The sequence below is a fragment of the Paracoccus aerodenitrificans genome, assembly GCF_027913215.1.
Lineage (GTDB): Bacteria > Pseudomonadota > Alphaproteobacteria > Rhodobacterales > Rhodobacteraceae > Paracoccus > Paracoccus aerodenitrificans.
Genome location: NZ_CP115784.1, coordinates 3,197,915 through 3,213,953 on the forward strand (window position 1 = coordinate 3,197,915; position 16,039 = coordinate 3,213,953).

At 60.1% G+C, this 16,039-nt stretch carries 16 protein-coding genes and 1 riboswitch; of the genes, 9 read left to right on the plus strand and 7 right to left on the minus strand.

The genetic code is table 11. The features are described 5' to 3' along the window. Nucleotides 1-6: 6 nt before the first annotated feature. A riboswitch (cobalamin riboswitch) is annotated at nucleotides 7-200 on the minus strand. 293 nt (nucleotides 201-493) lie between these two features. From PAE61_RS16930 to gnd, 4 genes are all read left to right on the plus strand, one after another. Next, the gene (locus PAE61_RS16930; protein ID WP_271113508.1) at nucleotides 494-1,234 is read left to right on the plus strand and encodes a 5-oxoprolinase subunit B family protein; all 741 of its coding nucleotides are present in this window, start codon (nucleotides 494-496) and stop codon (nucleotides 1,232-1,234) included. After that, on the plus strand, nucleotides 1,231-2,295 hold the full coding sequence (locus tag PAE61_RS16935) for a 5-oxoprolinase subunit C family protein (protein WP_271113509.1): 1,065 nt from the start codon (nucleotides 1,231-1,233) through the stop codon (nucleotides 2,293-2,295). Before PAE61_RS16930 ends, PAE61_RS16935 begins: the two co-directional genes overlap by 4 nt. After that, complete coding sequence (locus PAE61_RS16940; RefSeq protein ID WP_271113510.1) at nucleotides 2,292-3,065, plus strand: LamB/YcsF family protein; 774 nt, start codon at nucleotides 2,292-2,294, stop codon at nucleotides 3,063-3,065. The genes PAE61_RS16935 and PAE61_RS16940 overlap by 4 nt, the downstream gene beginning before the upstream one ends. A gap of 154 nt (nucleotides 3,066-3,219) precedes the next feature. Then, entirely contained in the window at nucleotides 3,220-4,638 is a 1,419-nt protein-coding gene (gene gnd, locus PAE61_RS16945) for an NADP-dependent phosphogluconate dehydrogenase (protein ID WP_271113511.1), read from the plus strand. A 51-nt stretch (nucleotides 4,639-4,689) separates the two neighbouring features. Here gnd and PAE61_RS16950 read toward each other — a convergent pair whose 3' ends face one another. From PAE61_RS16950 to cyoA, 5 genes are read right to left on the minus strand one after another with little or no spacing between them, the layout of a single operon-like run. Beyond that, complete coding sequence (locus PAE61_RS16950; protein WP_271113512.1) at nucleotides 4,690-5,442, minus strand: SURF1 family protein; 753 nt, start codon at nucleotides 5,440-5,442, stop codon at nucleotides 4,690-4,692. Nucleotides 5,443-5,444: 2 nt separating this feature from the next. Beyond that, entirely contained in the window at nucleotides 5,445-5,855 is a 411-nt protein-coding gene (gene cyoD, locus PAE61_RS16955) for a cytochrome o ubiquinol oxidase subunit IV (protein ID WP_271113513.1), read from the minus strand. After that, nucleotides 5,855-6,481, minus strand: coding sequence for a cytochrome o ubiquinol oxidase subunit III (cyoC, locus tag PAE61_RS16960; RefSeq protein WP_271113514.1), 627 nt, complete (start codon nucleotides 6,479-6,481; stop codon nucleotides 5,855-5,857). The genes cyoD and cyoC overlap by 1 nt, the downstream gene beginning before the upstream one ends. Nucleotides 6,482-6,488: 7 nt before the next feature. Next, entirely contained in the window at nucleotides 6,489-8,498 is a 2,010-nt protein-coding gene (cyoB, locus tag PAE61_RS16965; protein ID WP_271113515.1) for a cytochrome o ubiquinol oxidase subunit I, read from the minus strand. An 11-nt stretch (nucleotides 8,499-8,509) separates the two neighbouring features. After that, nucleotides 8,510-9,601 (minus strand): ubiquinol oxidase subunit II, encoded by a 1,092-nt coding sequence (gene cyoA, locus PAE61_RS16970; protein WP_271113516.1) that lies wholly within the window; start codon nucleotides 9,599-9,601, stop codon nucleotides 8,510-8,512. Nucleotides 9,602-9,821: 220 nt separating this feature from the next. Between cyoA and PAE61_RS16975 the strand changes: the two genes are divergently transcribed. Further along, nucleotides 9,822-11,141, plus strand: coding sequence for an MFS transporter (locus PAE61_RS16975; protein WP_271113517.1), 1,320 nt, complete (start codon nucleotides 9,822-9,824; stop codon nucleotides 11,139-11,141). Between the two features lie 124 nt (nucleotides 11,142-11,265). Here the strand turns inward: PAE61_RS16975 and PAE61_RS16980 are convergent, their stop codons facing one another. After that, on the minus strand, nucleotides 11,266-11,499 hold the full coding sequence (locus PAE61_RS16980; protein WP_271113518.1) for a sulfurtransferase TusA family protein: 234 nt from the start codon (nucleotides 11,497-11,499) through the stop codon (nucleotides 11,266-11,268). Nucleotides 11,500-11,664: 165 nt separating this feature from the next. After that, nucleotides 11,665-12,288: a GcrA family cell cycle regulator gene (locus tag PAE61_RS16985; protein WP_271113519.1), complete on the minus strand. Its 624-nt coding sequence runs from the start codon at nucleotides 12,286-12,288 to the stop codon at nucleotides 11,665-11,667. A gap of 108 nt (nucleotides 12,289-12,396) precedes the next feature. On the opposite strand from PAE61_RS16985, the gene PAE61_RS16990 reads away from it, so the two are divergent. From PAE61_RS16990 to argF, 4 genes are all read left to right on the plus strand, one after another. Further along, a complete protein-coding gene (locus tag PAE61_RS16990) occupies nucleotides 12,397-13,215 on the plus strand; it encodes an ABC transporter permease (protein WP_271113520.1) in 819 nt (272 codons plus the stop codon). Then, nucleotides 13,212-13,607 (plus strand): VOC family protein, encoded by a 396-nt coding sequence (locus PAE61_RS16995; protein ID WP_271113521.1) that lies wholly within the window; start codon nucleotides 13,212-13,214, stop codon nucleotides 13,605-13,607. Before PAE61_RS16990 ends, PAE61_RS16995 begins: the two co-directional genes overlap by 4 nt. A 166-nt stretch (nucleotides 13,608-13,773) precedes the next feature. After that, nucleotides 13,774-14,952, plus strand: a complete 1,179-nt coding sequence (locus PAE61_RS17000; RefSeq protein WP_271113522.1) for an aspartate aminotransferase family protein — start codon at nucleotides 13,774-13,776, stop codon at nucleotides 14,950-14,952. A gap of 159 nt (nucleotides 14,953-15,111) precedes the next feature. After that, nucleotides 15,112-16,038, plus strand: a complete 927-nt coding sequence (argF, locus tag PAE61_RS17005; protein WP_271113523.1) for an ornithine carbamoyltransferase — start codon at nucleotides 15,112-15,114, stop codon at nucleotides 16,036-16,038. Nucleotide 16,039: the final 1 nt, after the last annotated feature.

The following is a 16,039-nucleotide window of genomic DNA, read 5'->3' on the forward strand; positions in this document are numbered from 1 at the left end:
ACCACGGAAAGGGTGATTGCTCAGGCAGGTCTCCTGGCTGGCGGGTCAGTGCTTCACCGGCCTTCCCGGGATGTCCCAGTGGCGTTTCCGATGTCGCTCGCCGCTTACAGTTGCGGGGGCAGCCACGGTTACCGAACATGTCGTTCCGTGTTCCCTATTCACCAGCGGTATCCCGCCGGACCTCAGCGGCTTCCGAATGCGTTAAATAAATGCATCGGTCAAGTTCCGGCGTTGGAATTTGTATCTGTTGTCTTCGGGCCTGCGACAACGGGCTGCTGGAGGATGGGCTTGCGGTATAATCCGGGATTGAAGCGGCGGCCTGTCTTTGCCAACCTCATCTCAGCCAAGAGGAAGAAGATGGAAGAACCGGCCCGTATTTTCCGTATAAGATATGTCCGCCTGATATGATCCGCGTCATGACTGCACCTGCCATGTCACCAAAGCCCGGAGTATCGGTCACCGCCTGTCTCTTTATCGTGACGGTGCGTCTTCCATGAGCATGGCTGACGACTATCCCCGCGTTGCCTTTTCCGGGCTGGACGGTCTGGTCGTCAGCTTCGCGCCTCATTTCGACGATACGGCCAATCGCGCGGCACTCGCGCTGCGTGCGCGGATCGAGGCCGAGAACTGGTCCGAGCTTCGCGAAACCGCCAGTTCCCTGGTCTCGACCCTGATCCGCTTCGATCCGCTGAGCGGATCTTCCGAGCGGCTTCGGGACAGGGTGCTGACGCTGCTTGAGGGTTGGGACTGGCGCAATGCCGAACTGCCTGAGGGACGGCGGCGGCTGGTTATCCCGGCCAGCTTCGATCCCGATATCGCTCCCCAAAGCGATGAGGCCGCAGCGGCGGCGGGGCTGTCCGGTCGCGATGCGCTGATCGAGGCTGTTTGCGGCGCGGATCTTCGGGTTCTGACCATTGGGTTCGCGCCGGGTCAGCCCTATATCGGCCAGCTTCCGGAGTTTCTGGACCTTCCGCGTCAGCGCAAGCTGACCCCGCGCGTTCCGGTCGGCGCATTGGGGCTGGCAATCCGGCAGCTTGTGCTGTTCGCCGTCGATACGCAGACCGGGTGGCGCCATGTTGGGCAGACCGCGATGCGCCTGTTTCAGCCCGGCAAGGAAGATCCCTTCCTGCTGCGCCCCGGAGACGTGTTGCGGTTCCATCCGGTCAGCGCCGCCGATCTGAGCCCGCTTTGGGATGATCCGCGCGGCGGGGCACGGATCGAGGATATCGCATGAGAACCGCCAGGATCATTTCCGCTCAGGGTACGGTTACCGTGCAGGATATGGGCCGCACTGGCTGGCTGGCTCAGGGATTGTCGCGCGGCGGGGCGGTCGATCCGCTCGCTGTTTTTGAAGGCGCGGCCCTTCTGGGTCAGGACAGTTCTCTCGCGGTGATCGAACTGATGTCCGGCAGTCTGCGTCTGCGTGTGGATCAGCCCACGCGGATCGCTCTGACCGGAGCGCCGATGCGGGCGCAGCTTGGCGGTTCGGCAGAGACCCGCAGTCTCGCATGGCATTGCAGCCATCTGATCCCCTCACGCGCGGAATTATCCATCTCGCCCGGGCCGGATGGCGGCTTTGGCTATCTGCATTTCGGCGGAGGTCTGGCGGTCGAACAGGTAATGGGTGCGCGATCCGTGCATCTTGCCGCCGGGATTGGCGGCGTTCTGAAGCCGACGGATATACTGCCGCTTGGAGAGGACCCCGGGTCCTCCGTGGATCTGGTTATTGACCCTCTGCCGCGCTTTGATGGCGGGACGCTGCGGGCAGTGGAAAGCCTGCAAACGCCGCTTTTCCCGCCCGAGCAGGTCGCGCGGCTTCAGGACACCGTCTTCAGCCGGGATAATCACGGCAACCGGATGGGCGCCCGGCTGGATCCCGGCGGGGCAGAGCCGTTCTCGGCTTCGGACGGGCTGAATATCGTCTCTGAAATCGTGCAGCCGGGCGATATACAGATTACCGGAGACGGGACGCCCTTTGTGCTGCTGGCAGAATGTCAAACGACCGGAGGATATCCGCGCATCGCCACGATCCTGCCCTGCGATCTGCCGATTGTGGCGCAGGCTCCGCAAGGGGCCGCTTTGCGTATCCGGATGATCGACCGGGAGGCCGGTCTTGCCGCGATGCGGGCGTATCTGCGCGATATTGACGGGCTGACCTCACGGATCGGGCAGCGCCGCCGCGATCCGGCGCAGATGGGCGATCTGCTGTCCTATAACCTGATCGGCGGGGTGGTGGACGCTGCCCAACCGGATCATTTCCACGCGCATATTCATCACCCCAGGGAAAAATCATGAGCAAGCTTCGCGTCGATCTGAATGCCGATATGGGCGAAAGCTTCGGCCCCTGGAAAATGGGCAATGATGAGGCGCTGCTTGAGGTGATCTCATCCACGAATATCGCCTGCGGAGTCCATGCCGGGGATTGGGATGTCATGGCCCGGACCATGAAAATGGCGGTCAGTCAGAATGTCGGGATCGGAGCGCATCCGGGACTTCCCGATCTGCAGGGCTTCGGGCGCAGAAATATGGCTCTGCCGCCCGAAAGCGCTGCAAATCTGGTCCGCTGGCAGCTTGGTGCCGCGCAGGGCATGGCGAAAGCGGCGGGCGGTTCCGTCCGGCATCTGAAGCTTCACGGTGCCATCGCCAATATGGCTTCCCGCGATGAAGAACTGGCGCGAGCCTGTTATACCGGGGCGCTGTCTGTTGATCCCAAGATCATTCTGGTCGTTCTGGCAGGCACGGCGCAGCAGCGTGTCGCCGAGGCGATTGGTGCAAGAATGGCCTGTGAGATCTTCGCCGACCGCGCCTATCATGACGACGCGACACTGGTCGACCGCAGCCAGCCTCATGCGCTGATCCATGACGCCTCGATCGCTGCGCCGAGGATCGTCGAAATGGTGCGCGAAGGGGTGATCATTGCAGAATCCGGCAAGCGCATTCCGACAAGAATCGATACGATCTGCCTGCACGGAGACAACCCCGGCGCGGTCGCTATCGCACAACAGGTCCGCCGGGCTCTGGAAGATGCCGATATCGAAGTTCAGCAGTTTGAAGGCGGGCGGTGAAGCGGCCCTGCCCTCTGCCGATTGGGCGTGAAACAGGTGAATCGCCGTGCTAAGACTGCGGTGAATTCCGATGCCGCCAGTTTGAGAAACGTCTCGCGATAAGCAACGCATCGGCTTGTGCCGGAAAATCCCGGATCAACGAGGAGAAATATCAATGGATGACAAACCGGGTTATGGGCTTATCGGTCTTGGCACGATGGGCGCGGCTCTGGCGTTGAATATCGCCGAGAAAGGCTATCCGATTGCGGTTTTCAACCGGACCGGATCGAAGACCGACGAATTCATCGCAGATGCGGGCGATCTGACCCCGCGACTGACTCCGGCGAAAACACTGGAGGAACTGGTCAAGGCAATTCAGGCACCGCGGACGATCATTCTGATGGTGCCCGCCGGTGCGCCGGTCGATCAGCAGATCAAGGCCCTCGCGCCATTGCTCGAACAGGGCGATCTGATCATCGATGCGGGGAATGCGAATTTCGCGAATACCGAAAGACGCACCGAAGAGGCCGCCGGTCAGCTTTATGATTTCATGGGGATCGGTGTTTCCGGCGGTGAGGAAGGTGCGCGTCATGGGCCCTCGATCATGGTCGGGGGTCAGCAGGAACATTGGGATCGTGTCGGTGAGATGTTGCAGGCGATCTCTGCCAAATATGAGGGGACACCCTGCGCGGCGCTGATGGGCAGCGGCGGAGCGGGGCATTTCGTCAAGATGGTCCATAACGGCATCGAATATGCCGATATGCAGATGATCGCGGAAAGCTATGCGCTGATGCGGGACGGGCTGGATCTGGGCACGGACCGCATCGCCGCGATCTTCGAGACCTGGAATGAGGGCCGGCTGGCCTCTTACCTGATCGAGATTTCGGGCAAGGTCGCCCGTGCAACCGATCCGATTTCGGGCGGGCCGATACTGGATGAAATCCGCGATACGGCGGGCCAGAAAGGCACCGGACGCTGGACGGCAATCGAGGCGCAGCAGCTTGGCGTTCCGGTTCCGGTCATCGAGGCGGCTGTCGCTGCCCGCAACCTGTCCTCGCGGATCGATGAGCGCAAGAAAGGGGCTGAGACATTCGGAGCGATGCCCAAGGCGCTTCCCGAAGGCTCTGTCGACCCCGATCTGCTTGAGCGGGCGCTGATCGCCGGGAAGATCCTCTGCTATGCGCAGGGTTTCCAGATGCTGGCACAGGCTGCGAAGCAGTATTCTTGGGATTTGCCGATGTCGACGATTGCGCGGATCTGGCGCGAGGGCTGCATCATCCGCTCGGACATGCTGAACGATATGGCGACGGCGCTTGAGACGGCTCCGGATGGGAACCTGATCTTTGCCGAGCCGTTCACCGGGCTGCTGCGTGAGAACGAGCAGGCGTTGCGGGATGTGGTGCTGGCCGCGACCGGAGCAGGGATCGCGGTTCCCGCATTGGCCTCGGGTCTGTGGTGGTTCGATCTGATGCGGACACCGCGCACCCCGGCAAATATGATTCAGGGTCAGCGGGATTTCTTCGGGGCGCATGGCTATGAGCGTCTCGACGGTAAAGACGCCCCGCATGGTCCCTGGGGCAGTGCGGCAGGCTGAGGGCCTGCCTGTAGCGGGATCCGGGGCGGTGCTTCGCGCCCCGGATGGCATCTAACCTTCCGAAGAAATCTGCCTGCGGGCACGGTTTTCGTGACGCAGAAGAAGCACGATGCCGAAGATCACCATCCCGGCCAGTGCAAACCATGTCAGCGCATAGGAAAGATGCGCGTTCCGGAACTGCACAACGGTAAGGCCGCCGACCGGATAGCCCCCCGGTTGCGGCGTGGCGTCGGCATCCACGAAAAACCCGGCGACGTTCGGCAGGGCTTTCGCATCGGCTATGGCGGCGATATCGCGCGAAAACCAGCGATCGGCCTGATGGTCGTTCTCGCGCAGGAACGCGCCATCCGGTTCGGTCAGGCGGGCAAGTCCGGTCACGGTGACCTCTCCAGTGACCTGACCTTCGGGGCGGGCAGAGGGGTCACGCAGTTCCGACGGGACAAAGCCGCGATTGATCAGGACGGTCTCTCTGCCATCCGTGCGTAGCGGCGTTAGCACCCAGAACCCGCCTCCCTGTTCGGTCACGGCCTGTACCAGAGTTTCGACACTGTGGTCGAATTCGCCCGTGACGGTAACCGGGCGGTATTCAAGCGCATCCGGAGGCAGTCCGGTCACATCTGTCCACGCAACGGGGGCCGAGCTGACGCGGTTCTCGACCCGTTCGATCAGATCGCGCTTCCACGCCAGACGTTGGACCTGCCAGACACCCAGAGACACAAAACCTGCCGCCAGAGCGACCCCGAGAAGCAAAACCACCGCCAGCTGCCAGAGCGGGCGGTGGTTGTGTTCTGTCCTGTCCGGCACGGTCAGGAATCCGACATCTGACCCATCGGCATATCACCCTGCATGGCGGGCATCTCATCCTCCATGCTGGGCATCATATTTGCGTCCATATTATACATGACCCAGATTGTTCCCGAGACGGCAATGATCAGCAGGATCAGCGTGAATACCAGCGAGATCAGGGACCAGCCATTTTCTGCCTTTGGGCTCATATGCAGGAAATAGACCATATGGACAATCATCTGCGCGACGGCGCAGACGAGGATAATGATCGCGGTGATCCGGAACGATCCGGCGCCGCCGGACATGACCACGCCGAAGGGAATCACGGTCAGGATGACGGCCAGAATGAAGCCGGTGACATATTCGCGCTTCGTGCCGTGGGGGAATTGCGCGGCGGCATGGTCGTCGTGATGGTCGGTGCTGTTGCTCATCAGATCATCCCCATCAGGTAAACGAAGCTAAACACCCCGATCCAGATCACATCGAGGAAGTGCCAGAACAGCGACAGGCAGTTCAGCCTGCGCTGATTTGCCGTGGACAGCCCGCGCTGGCGGATCTGGATCACCATGACGGTCAGCCAGATCAGGCCGACCGTGACATGCAGCCCGTGCGTTCCGACCAGTGTAAAGAAGGCAGACAGGAAGGCCGAGCGGCCCGGGCCTGCGCCCTCACCGATCAGATGGCTGAATTCGTAAAGCTCGATTGCAAGGAAGGCCGCGCCGAAACATGCGGTGATTCCCAGCCATTTCAGCACGCCCTTCTGATTGCCGTCATGCATCGCCAGCATGGCGAAACCGAAGGTGATCGAGGAAATCAGCAGCATCGCCGTGTTCAGCGCCACCAGAGGCAGGTCGAACAGATCCTTCGGACCCGGCCCGCCGCCGAAACGGTCGCCCAGAACGGCGAATGTCGCAAACAGGATCGCAAAGATGAGGCAATCGCTCATCAGATAGACCCAGAAGCCGAGCGGAGTCGAATGCCCCTCTGGGTGATGCGGTTCTTCCGCAGGGTGATAGACGCGCTCGTCGCCGGGGTCGGTCACGATTTCTGAACTCATGTCTCTGTCACACTGCGTTGCTGAGGGACTTGGTGCGCGCCTCTTCGGTGGCGGTCACCTCGGTCTCGGGAATGTAGAAATCCCGGTTATAATCGAAGGTGTGCAGGATCGCCGTCGCGATCAGCGCGATAAACGACAGGATCGCCAGCCACCAGATATGCCAGACAAGGGCAAATCCAAGCGCGAGGCTGATGCCCGCAAGGATAATCCCCGCTCCGGTATTGCGCGGCATATGGATCCGCAAGAAGCCGGATTCGGGCCGCTTATAGCCATTTTCCTTCATGTCGTGCCACGCGTCGATATCATAGACGACAGGCGTAACAGCGAAGTTATAGTCAGGCGGCGGTGAAGACGTCGCCCATTCCAGCGTGCGTCCCTGCCACAGATCGCCGGTTTCGTCGCGCAGCTTCTCACGGTCGCGGATCGAGAAGGCGATTTGCAGGACAAGCGCCACGATCCCGCAGGCGATCAGGAACGCACCGAAGGCAGCAATCGCGAACCAGATCTGAAGCGAGGGGTCGTCGAACACCCGCAGGCGGCGGGTCACGCCCATCAGACCCATGACGTAAAGCGGCATGAAGGCGACCCAGAACCCGATGACCCAGCACCAAAAGCTGACATGGCCCCAGAACTGGTTCATCTTGAAGCCGAAGGCTTTCGGCCACCAGTAATTGATGCCCGCAAAGATGCCATAGACCACACCGCCGATGATGACGTTGTGGAAATGCGCCACCAGGAACAGTGAGTTATGCACGATGAAGTCAGCCGGCGGCACGGCCAGCATGACGCCCGTCATTCCGCCGATCACGAAGGTCAGCATGAAGGCGACCGTCCACATCATCGGCAGCTCATACCGGATGCGGCCTTTATACATGGTGAACAGCCAGTTGAAGATCTTCGCGCCGGTCGGGATCGAGATGATCATCGTAGCGATGCCGAAGAAGGCGTTCACCGATGCGCCGGACCCCATCGTGAAGAAATGGTGCAGCCAGACCACATAAGACAGGATGGTAATGCAGACCGTCGCGTAAACCATCGAGTTATAGCCGAACAGCCGCTTGCTGCAGAAGGTCGAGGTCACCTCGGAGAAGATGCCGAACGCGGGCAGGATCAGGATATACACCTCCGGGTGTCCCCAGATCCAGATCAGGTTGATATAGAGCATCGGGTTGCCGCCGAGCTCATTGGTGAAGAAATTGAAGCCCAGATAGCGATCCAGCGACAGCAGAACCAGCGTTGCCGTCAGGACCGGGAAGGTGGCTACGATCAGAATATTCGAACAGAATGCCGTCCAGGTGAAAACCGGCATCCGCATCAGCGTCATGCCCGGGCAGCGCATCTTCAGGATCGTTACCACAAGGTTGATACCTGATAACGTCGTGCCGACCCCGGCGATCTGAAGCCCCCAGATATAGTAATCCACCCCTTCGGTCGGGCTAGACACGATTCCCGACAAGGGCGGGAAGGCCAGCCAGCCGGTCATGGCGAACTCACCCACGAACAGCGAGATCATTACAAGGATCGCGCCGCTTGTGGTCATCCAGAAGCTGAAATTATTCAGGAAGGGGAATGAAACGTCGCGTGCCCCGATCTGCAACGGCACGACATAGTTCATCAGCCCGGTCACGAAGGGCATCGCCACGAAGAAGATCATGATCGTGCCATGCGCGGTGAAGATCTGATCGTAGTGATGCGCGTTCAGATAGCCCTCGGATCCGTTAAAGGCCATCACCTGCTGAAGCCGCATCATGAGCGCGTCGGCAAAACCGCGCAGGAACATGATCAGGCCGAGGATCATATACATGATCCCGATCCGCTTATGGTCGACTGTGGTCAGCCATTCGCGCCACAAATAACCCCAAAGCTTGAAATAGGTGATCGCGGCAAGGATCGCGATGGCAATGATCGCCACCACCACGAACGTCACCACGACAATGGGCACGTCAAGCGGCAGCTTCCCGAGTGTCAGGCGACCGAAAAGAAATGAGCTTTCTACTGCTTGTTGTTCAACAGCCATATCGTCACCTGTCAGTTCGAGGCTGCATCGGCAGCTTGTGTCGTGGGCTCTTGCTCTGCGTCTTCGGCAGGTATTTCAGGGCCGCCTCCGCCTTCTCCCCAATGAGGCGCTTCAGTTTCGGCTTCCGCTTCGGCGGCGGTCTCTGGCTGATGTCCGCCAGCCGCCTCGACCGCACTGGCCGCATAAGCACTGCCCCGGCTTCGCGTCAGCTTATCGGTCATCATCATCTCGTCCATGCAGGTCTGACCCGGCTCGACGCAGCGATTCAGGATGTCGTGGTAAAGCTCTTCATCGCCGAGCGCATAGAAGGTCGCCGGGACGTTTTCGGACGGGGCGAGAAGTTCCAGATATTCGTCACGGTCAAGCACCTCGCCCGAGTCGCGGGATTTTTCGACCCATGCGTCGAAATCCGCTTGCTCCATCCCGTGGAAGGGGAATTTCATGCCCGGAAAACCTGCTCCGGTATAATGCGCCGCCATGCCGGTATAGTCGCCGGGTTCGTTGATGACGGCATGCAACTGGGTCTGCATCGACGGCATGGCATAGATCATCCCGGCCAGAGTCGGCACATAGAATGCCGTCATGACCTGAGTCGCTGTCAGTTCGAACCGAATCGGCCGGTCCAGCGGTGCGGCCAGATCGTTCACCGTTGCAATGCCGTACTCCGGATAGATGAACAGCCATTTCCAGTCCATCGCGACGACCTGAACCACCAGCGGTTCCTCGCCATCGGTCACACCGGCGGTTTCACTGTCCAGCGGGCGATAGGGGTCAAGTTTATGCGTACTGACCCATGTCAGCGCCCCCAGCCAGACGATAATCACCAGCGGCGCGGCCCAGATCAGAAGCTCAAGCTGAGTCGAATGGTGGAAGCCCGGATCGTATTCGGCCTCGGAATCCTTGTTCGAGCTGCGATAGCGAATCGCGAAAACCACGATTGCGATCATCACCGGCAATACGATCACGAGAATCAGCGCGGTGGTTATTCCCAGAACATCCCGCGTCTTCGCCGCGACATCGCCCCCCGGCGCAAGAACCTCGGAACCGCATCCCGCGACAGCCATAAGAGGGGCAGCGCGAAGGAGAAATTTGGAAATAGCCATTATGTAAACCTGTACCTTCCGGGCGCGCTGCCAACGACGCCAAGCAGCGGCTATCGCGACAAGTGAACGATCCATCAGAGTCGGGCGCAGCAAAACAAATCTATGATGCTTTGTCCATCAACTTGTGTCGTGCTGCATTCGGCTTGACATGATAGATTGATAGCGTCTCCTTAAAGGAGCGGTTAGGATCGCGCCAGCACATGAATGATGAGGTGAAAAGATGGACAGGATTGCCGATACATCAGAAATTGCGCCCGATAATCATGTGCGACTCACCGATATTTCGATAGGTGTGATCATTGGTCGCACCTCTGAATTCTTCGATTTTTTCGTTTTTGCGATCGCGGCGGTGCTGGTTTTTCCGCAGTATATTTTTTCCTTCGCATCTCCGGTTGCAGGGACCTTGTACGGGTTCCTTGTCCTTGCTCTCGGCTTTGTTGCCCGCCCGGTCGGCACCTTCGTCTTTACCGAAATCGACCGGCGTTGGGGACGCGGTACCAAGTTAACAACAGCTTTGTTTCTTCTGGGTCTGTCCACAGTCGCGATTTCATTTTTGCCAAGTTATGAACAAGAGGGCTGGCTGACCGTCGCCAGCCTGTGCATGTTCCGTATGGGGCAGGGCGCGGCGGTCGGCGGGTCATGGGATGGCATGTCCTCGCTTTTGTCGATGCAGGCGCCTGATGGGTATAAGGGCCGCTATGCAACGATTCCCCAGATCGGCGCACCTATCGGGCTCATTCTCGCCTGCGGGTTGTTCATTTTCCTCAAGACATCCTTGTCCGACGATGAGTTCCTGTCTTTCGGCTGGCGCTATCCGTTCTTCGTGGCATTCGCGATCAACGTTGTCGCCCTGTTCGCGCGGCTGAAGCTTGCGACCAGCGAGGAATTCGAATCACTCTACGATCAGGCCAAGCTGCGCCCCCGCATCAATCCGCGGCTGTTGCGCGAAGAGGGCAGGAATATCGTGATCGGCGCATTCACGCCTCTGGCGACGCTTGCGCTGTTCCATATGGTGACGGTGTTCCCGCTTGGCTGGACCTATCTGCATTCGCCCGGAAACGTTATCGGCCTTCTGTGGATTGAGGTGGTCGGCGCATTATTCGGCCTCGGAGGCATTGTCGCATCGGGCTTTATCGCCGACCGGATCGGTCGCCGCACATTGCTGCTGAACTGCGCCATTGCCATTGCCGTCTATGCGGTGATCTCGCCCGCAATGCTCAGCCTCGGGCTGAGCGGTGAGGCGCTGTATGTCTTTATCGGCTTCGGCCTGCTTGGGCTGTCCTTCGGTCAGTCCTCCGGTGCGGTTGCATCGCGTTTTTCGATGAAGAATCGCTATACCGCATCCAACCTGACCGCCGATCTGTCGTGGATGTTCGGCGCAGGTTTTGCACCCTTCGTGGCGCTGTACCTGACAGAGAATCTGGGTCTGTGGTCCGCCGGCGCTTATCTGCTGTCCGGTGCGCTATGCACGATTGCCGCGCTGCTTCTGTTCAGCCACAACAAGGCTGCCGCAATTACACCGGCTGACCACAGGAACTGAGCTTCGCGGAGTTCCTGAACCATGATACAGGCGCCGCCTTCTCCGGGCGGCGTTTTTTTTTCTGAAAAATGCGAAGCAGATCACGGCGGCTATCTGTCCGCCGCTTTACCGTGTCTCCGATGTGTCAGACGGGCTGTGTTCCGCATTCTACCTGAAACCGATATTCCCCATTTTCACCTTCCGTCACGGACAGAAGCCTGTGCCCGGCCCCGGTGCAGAAATGAGGTACGTCCACCGCAGCCATCCTGTCAGTCGCGATCAGCAAGACGATGTCACCCTTCCGCCGGGACATCAGCGTCTTGCGCAACCGCAGAACCGGCAGCGGGCAGAGCAGACCCCGTGCGTCGATTTCAGTCATTCGGTCCATCAGAGACATTACGCAGATAATACGAATCCGCATCCTGCTGGATCAGCGGGGCTTGACCTCTGGCGAGCGGAAAGCGCATGCGACCTTGCGGCGGCGCAATAAAGCAAACCGGCAGATTGCCTCTGCCGGTTTCTGCATGATTGCTGCGGGCGAACATCAGCGGCGACGGTCGCGCCGTGCGCTCATCGGCTGGAAGGCAACGCCGACATGCGCCTCGCAATAGGGCTTGCCTGCCTGTGCTGGAAGTCCGCAGAACCAGAATTTCTCGGTTGCCGGGTCTCCGATAGGCCATTTGCAGGTGCGTTCCGTCAGCTCCATCAGGGAAAGCTTGCGGGCCTTCTTTTCGATCTCACGGACATTGGCCAGAGCCTCGGGGCTGATTTCATTGGCCGAGGGCTGCGGCGGCAGAGGCTGCCCCGCCGGTACGATCGGGCGGCGCGGCGAGAATGCGGGCTGTGGAGGCGGCTCGGCGGATTCGGTTGCCGGTTCGGGCTCAGGCTCTGCCTTGGTGGCGGGCTTCTCTGCCGGTTGCTCCGGCGCAGGCTTGGCCTTTGCCTTCGAAGCGGGCTTCGGCTTGGCCTCTTTTTCCGGCTGCGCCTTTGCCGCCCCGGCATCGGCGCTGCTGTCGCCTTCGTCGCGATTCGACAGCCCAAGCCGGTGAACCTTGCCGATCACGGCATTCCGTGTCACGCCGCCCAGCTCTTTCGCGATCTGGCTGGCGGACTGTCCTTCCGACCACATCCGCTTCAGGGTTTCGACACGCTCGTCGGTCCAGGACATTTCGGCCTTTCCGGCGGTCCCCCGCCCATCTTGCAATTCCAGACTAGCCCGGTCACACCGGGAATACCGAGAAATATCCTGCCCCGCGTCTCAATTCAAGAAGCCGTCATGTCCCAGACCGAACAGATTATCCGCCGCCCGATGGGCGCACGCCGCTTTGGCCGTGTGAACTGGCTTGGCCTCTGGACGCTGACCAGCCGCGAAATCATGCGCTTCATGTCGGTCTGGCAGCAAACCGTCTTCGCGCCGCTGATCACGGCGGGGCTGTTCGTCGTGGTTTTCTCAGTCGCGCTCGGTCGGGGCGACCGTGAGGTGATGGGCCTGCCATATCTGGCCTTTCTGGGGCCGGGCATTCTGATGATGACGGTGATCCAGAACAGTTTCGCGAATACATCGAGCAGCATCATAAGCTCGAAGATGCAGGGCAATATCGTCGATACGCTGATGCCGCCGCTCTCGGCCGGAGAGATCCTTGCAGGCTATCTTCTGGGTGCCATCGCCCGTGCCGCGCTTGTGTCGGTGGTGATCGGAGCTGGATTTGCGCTTCTTCTGGGGCATCTGCCAGAGCATCCGCTTGTCGCGGCCTTGTTCATTCTGCTGGGTGCCCTGCTGATGGGAGGTCTGGGCATGATTGGCGGGATCATGGCGCAGAAATTCGACCAGATGGCGGCGCTGACGAATTTTGTCGTGACGCCGCTCAGCTTCCTTTCCGGCACGTTTTATTCCATTGAGGCACTGCCGCCCTTCTTCCGGGCCATCAGCCATGCCAATCCGATCTTCTATCTGATCGACGGGGCACGTTATGGATTTACCGGAGTCAGCGATGCCAGCCCGGTTCTCGGTTTCATCGTCTGTCTTGCGACGGTGGTCCTCGTCTGCGGAACCTGCTGGTATCTGTTGCGCAGCGGCTATCGCATGAAGCCGTGAACCATCTGGCGATCATCACCCTTGTCGTTGACGATTATGACCGGGCGATAAACTGGTTTTGCACGGCGCTTGATTTCTCGCTTGTCGAGGATACACCCTCGCTGACCGATGACGGACGGCCAAAACGGTGGGTTGTTGTCGCGCCGAAAGCTGGCGGCTGTGCGATTCTGCTGGCCCGAGCGGATGGCGATGCGCAACAGGCCCGCATCGGTGATCAGACCGGCGGGCGCGTCGGGTTCTTTCTTGAATGCGAGGATTTCCAGACCGAGTATGACCGGATGCTTGCGGCGGGCGTTTTCTTTGAAGAGCGCCCGCGACAAACCGAATACGGGACCGTCGCGAAGTTTCGTGACCTCTGGGGGAATCGCTGGGATCTCTGGCAGCGAAAATAAAGCTTGCCCATGCCTCACTTTTGTCGCATCCAGCCTTCATGATCGTCAGGACCGCCTTTTCTGTTCGTCCCCGACGCCGCTGAGGCGTACGATCCCGCATGTCCGTCGGTGATACGGGCATATCCTGTCTGCCAATCCGTTCCGGTCCAGTTGAAGGAGCCCTTTGATGTCCGATTTTCCGCATGTCCTGCCGACCTATAACCGTGCGCCGATCTCATTCGAGCGCGGCGAAGGAAGCTGGGCCATTACGCAGGACGGAACGCGATATCTTGATCTCGGCGCAGGCATTGCGGTGAACGTATTGGGTCATGCCAATCCCGCATTGGTCGAGGCACTGACCGCGCAGGCGGGGCGGATCTGGCATGTGTCCAATCTCTACCAGATCCCCGAGCAGCAGAGACTGGCCGATCTGCTGGTCGGACACAGCTTCGCGGATACGGTATTCTTCACCAATTCCGGCACCGAGGCCGCGGAACTCGCCATCAAGATGGCCCGGAAATATCATGATCACGCCGGACATCCCGAACGCATCGAGATCCTCACATTCGAAGGCGCGTTTCACGGGCGCTCGACCGGGGCCATCGCCGCTGCCGGGTCAGAGAAGATGGTCAAGGGTTTCGGCCCGCTCATGCCCGGTTTCCGGCAATTGCCGTGGGGAGATATCGCGGCGCTCTCTGATGCGATCAGTGGCGAAACCTGCGCCGTCATGCTTGAACCGATTCAGGGAGAGGGTGGCATCCGCCCGCTTCCCGATGAGGATCTGCGCGAAATCCGGCGTCTCTGCGATGAAACAGGTGCGCTGCTGATCCTCGACGAGGTCCAGTGCGGAATGGGCCGGACCGGGCGGCTGTTCGCGCATGAATATGCCGGAATCACGCCGGATATCATGATGGTGGCGAAAGGGATCGGCGGGGGCTTCCCGCTTGGCGCGGTGCTGGCCACGCAGAATGCGGCTTCAGGAATGACCGCAGGCACGCATGGCTCGACCTATGGCGGCAATCCTCTGGCCTGCGCGGTCAGCGCAAAGGTGATGGAGATCGTCGCCGACGAAACCTTCCTGGCCGAGGTGAACCGCAAAAGTGCCCTTCTCAACCAGAAGCTGGAGGCTCTTGTCGCGGCACATCCCGATCTGTTCGAATCGGTCCGGGGACATGGGCTGATGCTGGGGCTCAAATGCAGGATCTCGCCCGCCGATCTTGTTACCGCAGGCTATGCGCAGCAGCTTCTGACGGTGGCCGCCGCAGATAACACGCTGCGCCTGCTGCCGCCGCTCAATATCTCCGATGAGGAGATTGATGAAGCGGTGGCCCGGCTGGAAAAAGCGGCCCAAAGCCTCGATGCCTGACAGATACCGCATCATGCCCCGCCGACGATAAATCCCTTCCGATGCTTCTTCTCCACGAAAATGCCCCGGGGGTGCGCCGCAGGCGCAAAGGGGGCAGAGCCCCCTTGACCCCGGCCCGACAAGCGGGCTTGCTGGCCCGGAACGCCGAAAGATAAGAAAATGAACCATTTCCTGGATATTCACACCACCGGCAAGGATGATCTCCGCAAGATCATCGACAACGCGCAATCCATGAAAGCCGCTCGCGAAGGGCGGCCAAAGGGGACGGCGGACGATGAACAGCCTCTGGCCGGCCGGATGGTCGCGCTGATCTTCGAAAAACCCTCGACCCGCACCCGGGTCAGTTTCGATGTCGGTGTGCGCCAGATGGGCGGGCAGACAATGGTGCTTTCCGGCAAGGAAATGCAGCTCGGCCACGGTGAGACCATCGCGGATACCGCCCGCGTCCTGTCTCGCTATGTCGATCTGATCATGATCCGCACATTCGAGGAGGCGACGCTTCACGAAATGGCTGAATATGCCAGTGTACCGGTCATTAACGGGCTGACGAACCGTACGCATCCCTGTCAGATCATGGCCGATATCCTGACCTATGAGGAACATCGCGGCCCAATCGCCGGGAAGAAAGTCGTCTGGTCCGGAGACGGCAATAATGTCTGCGCCAGCTTCCTGCATGCGGCAGGCCAGTTCGGATTCGACTTCACCTTCACGGGGCCGCAAACGCTGGACCCCGAACGCGAATGGTTGGATTTCGCCCGCGATCAGGGCGTCGCGGCAGAGATTGAGCGTGATCCGCATAAAGCGGTCAATGGCGCGGATCTGGTCGTCACCGACACATGGGTCTCGATGCACGATCCCGAATCCGCCAAGGAGCGCCGCCATAACCAGCTTCGCGGCTATCAGGTCAATGAGGAACTGATGTCGAAGGCAAAACCGGATGCGCTTTTCATGCACTGCCTTCCCGCGCACCGCAACGATGAGGCGACAAGCGCGGTCATGGACGGTCCCCATTCGGTGATTTTCGATGAAGCCGAGAACCGCCTTCACGCCCAGAAGGCGATCATGCGTTGGTGCCTCGGGGTTTAAC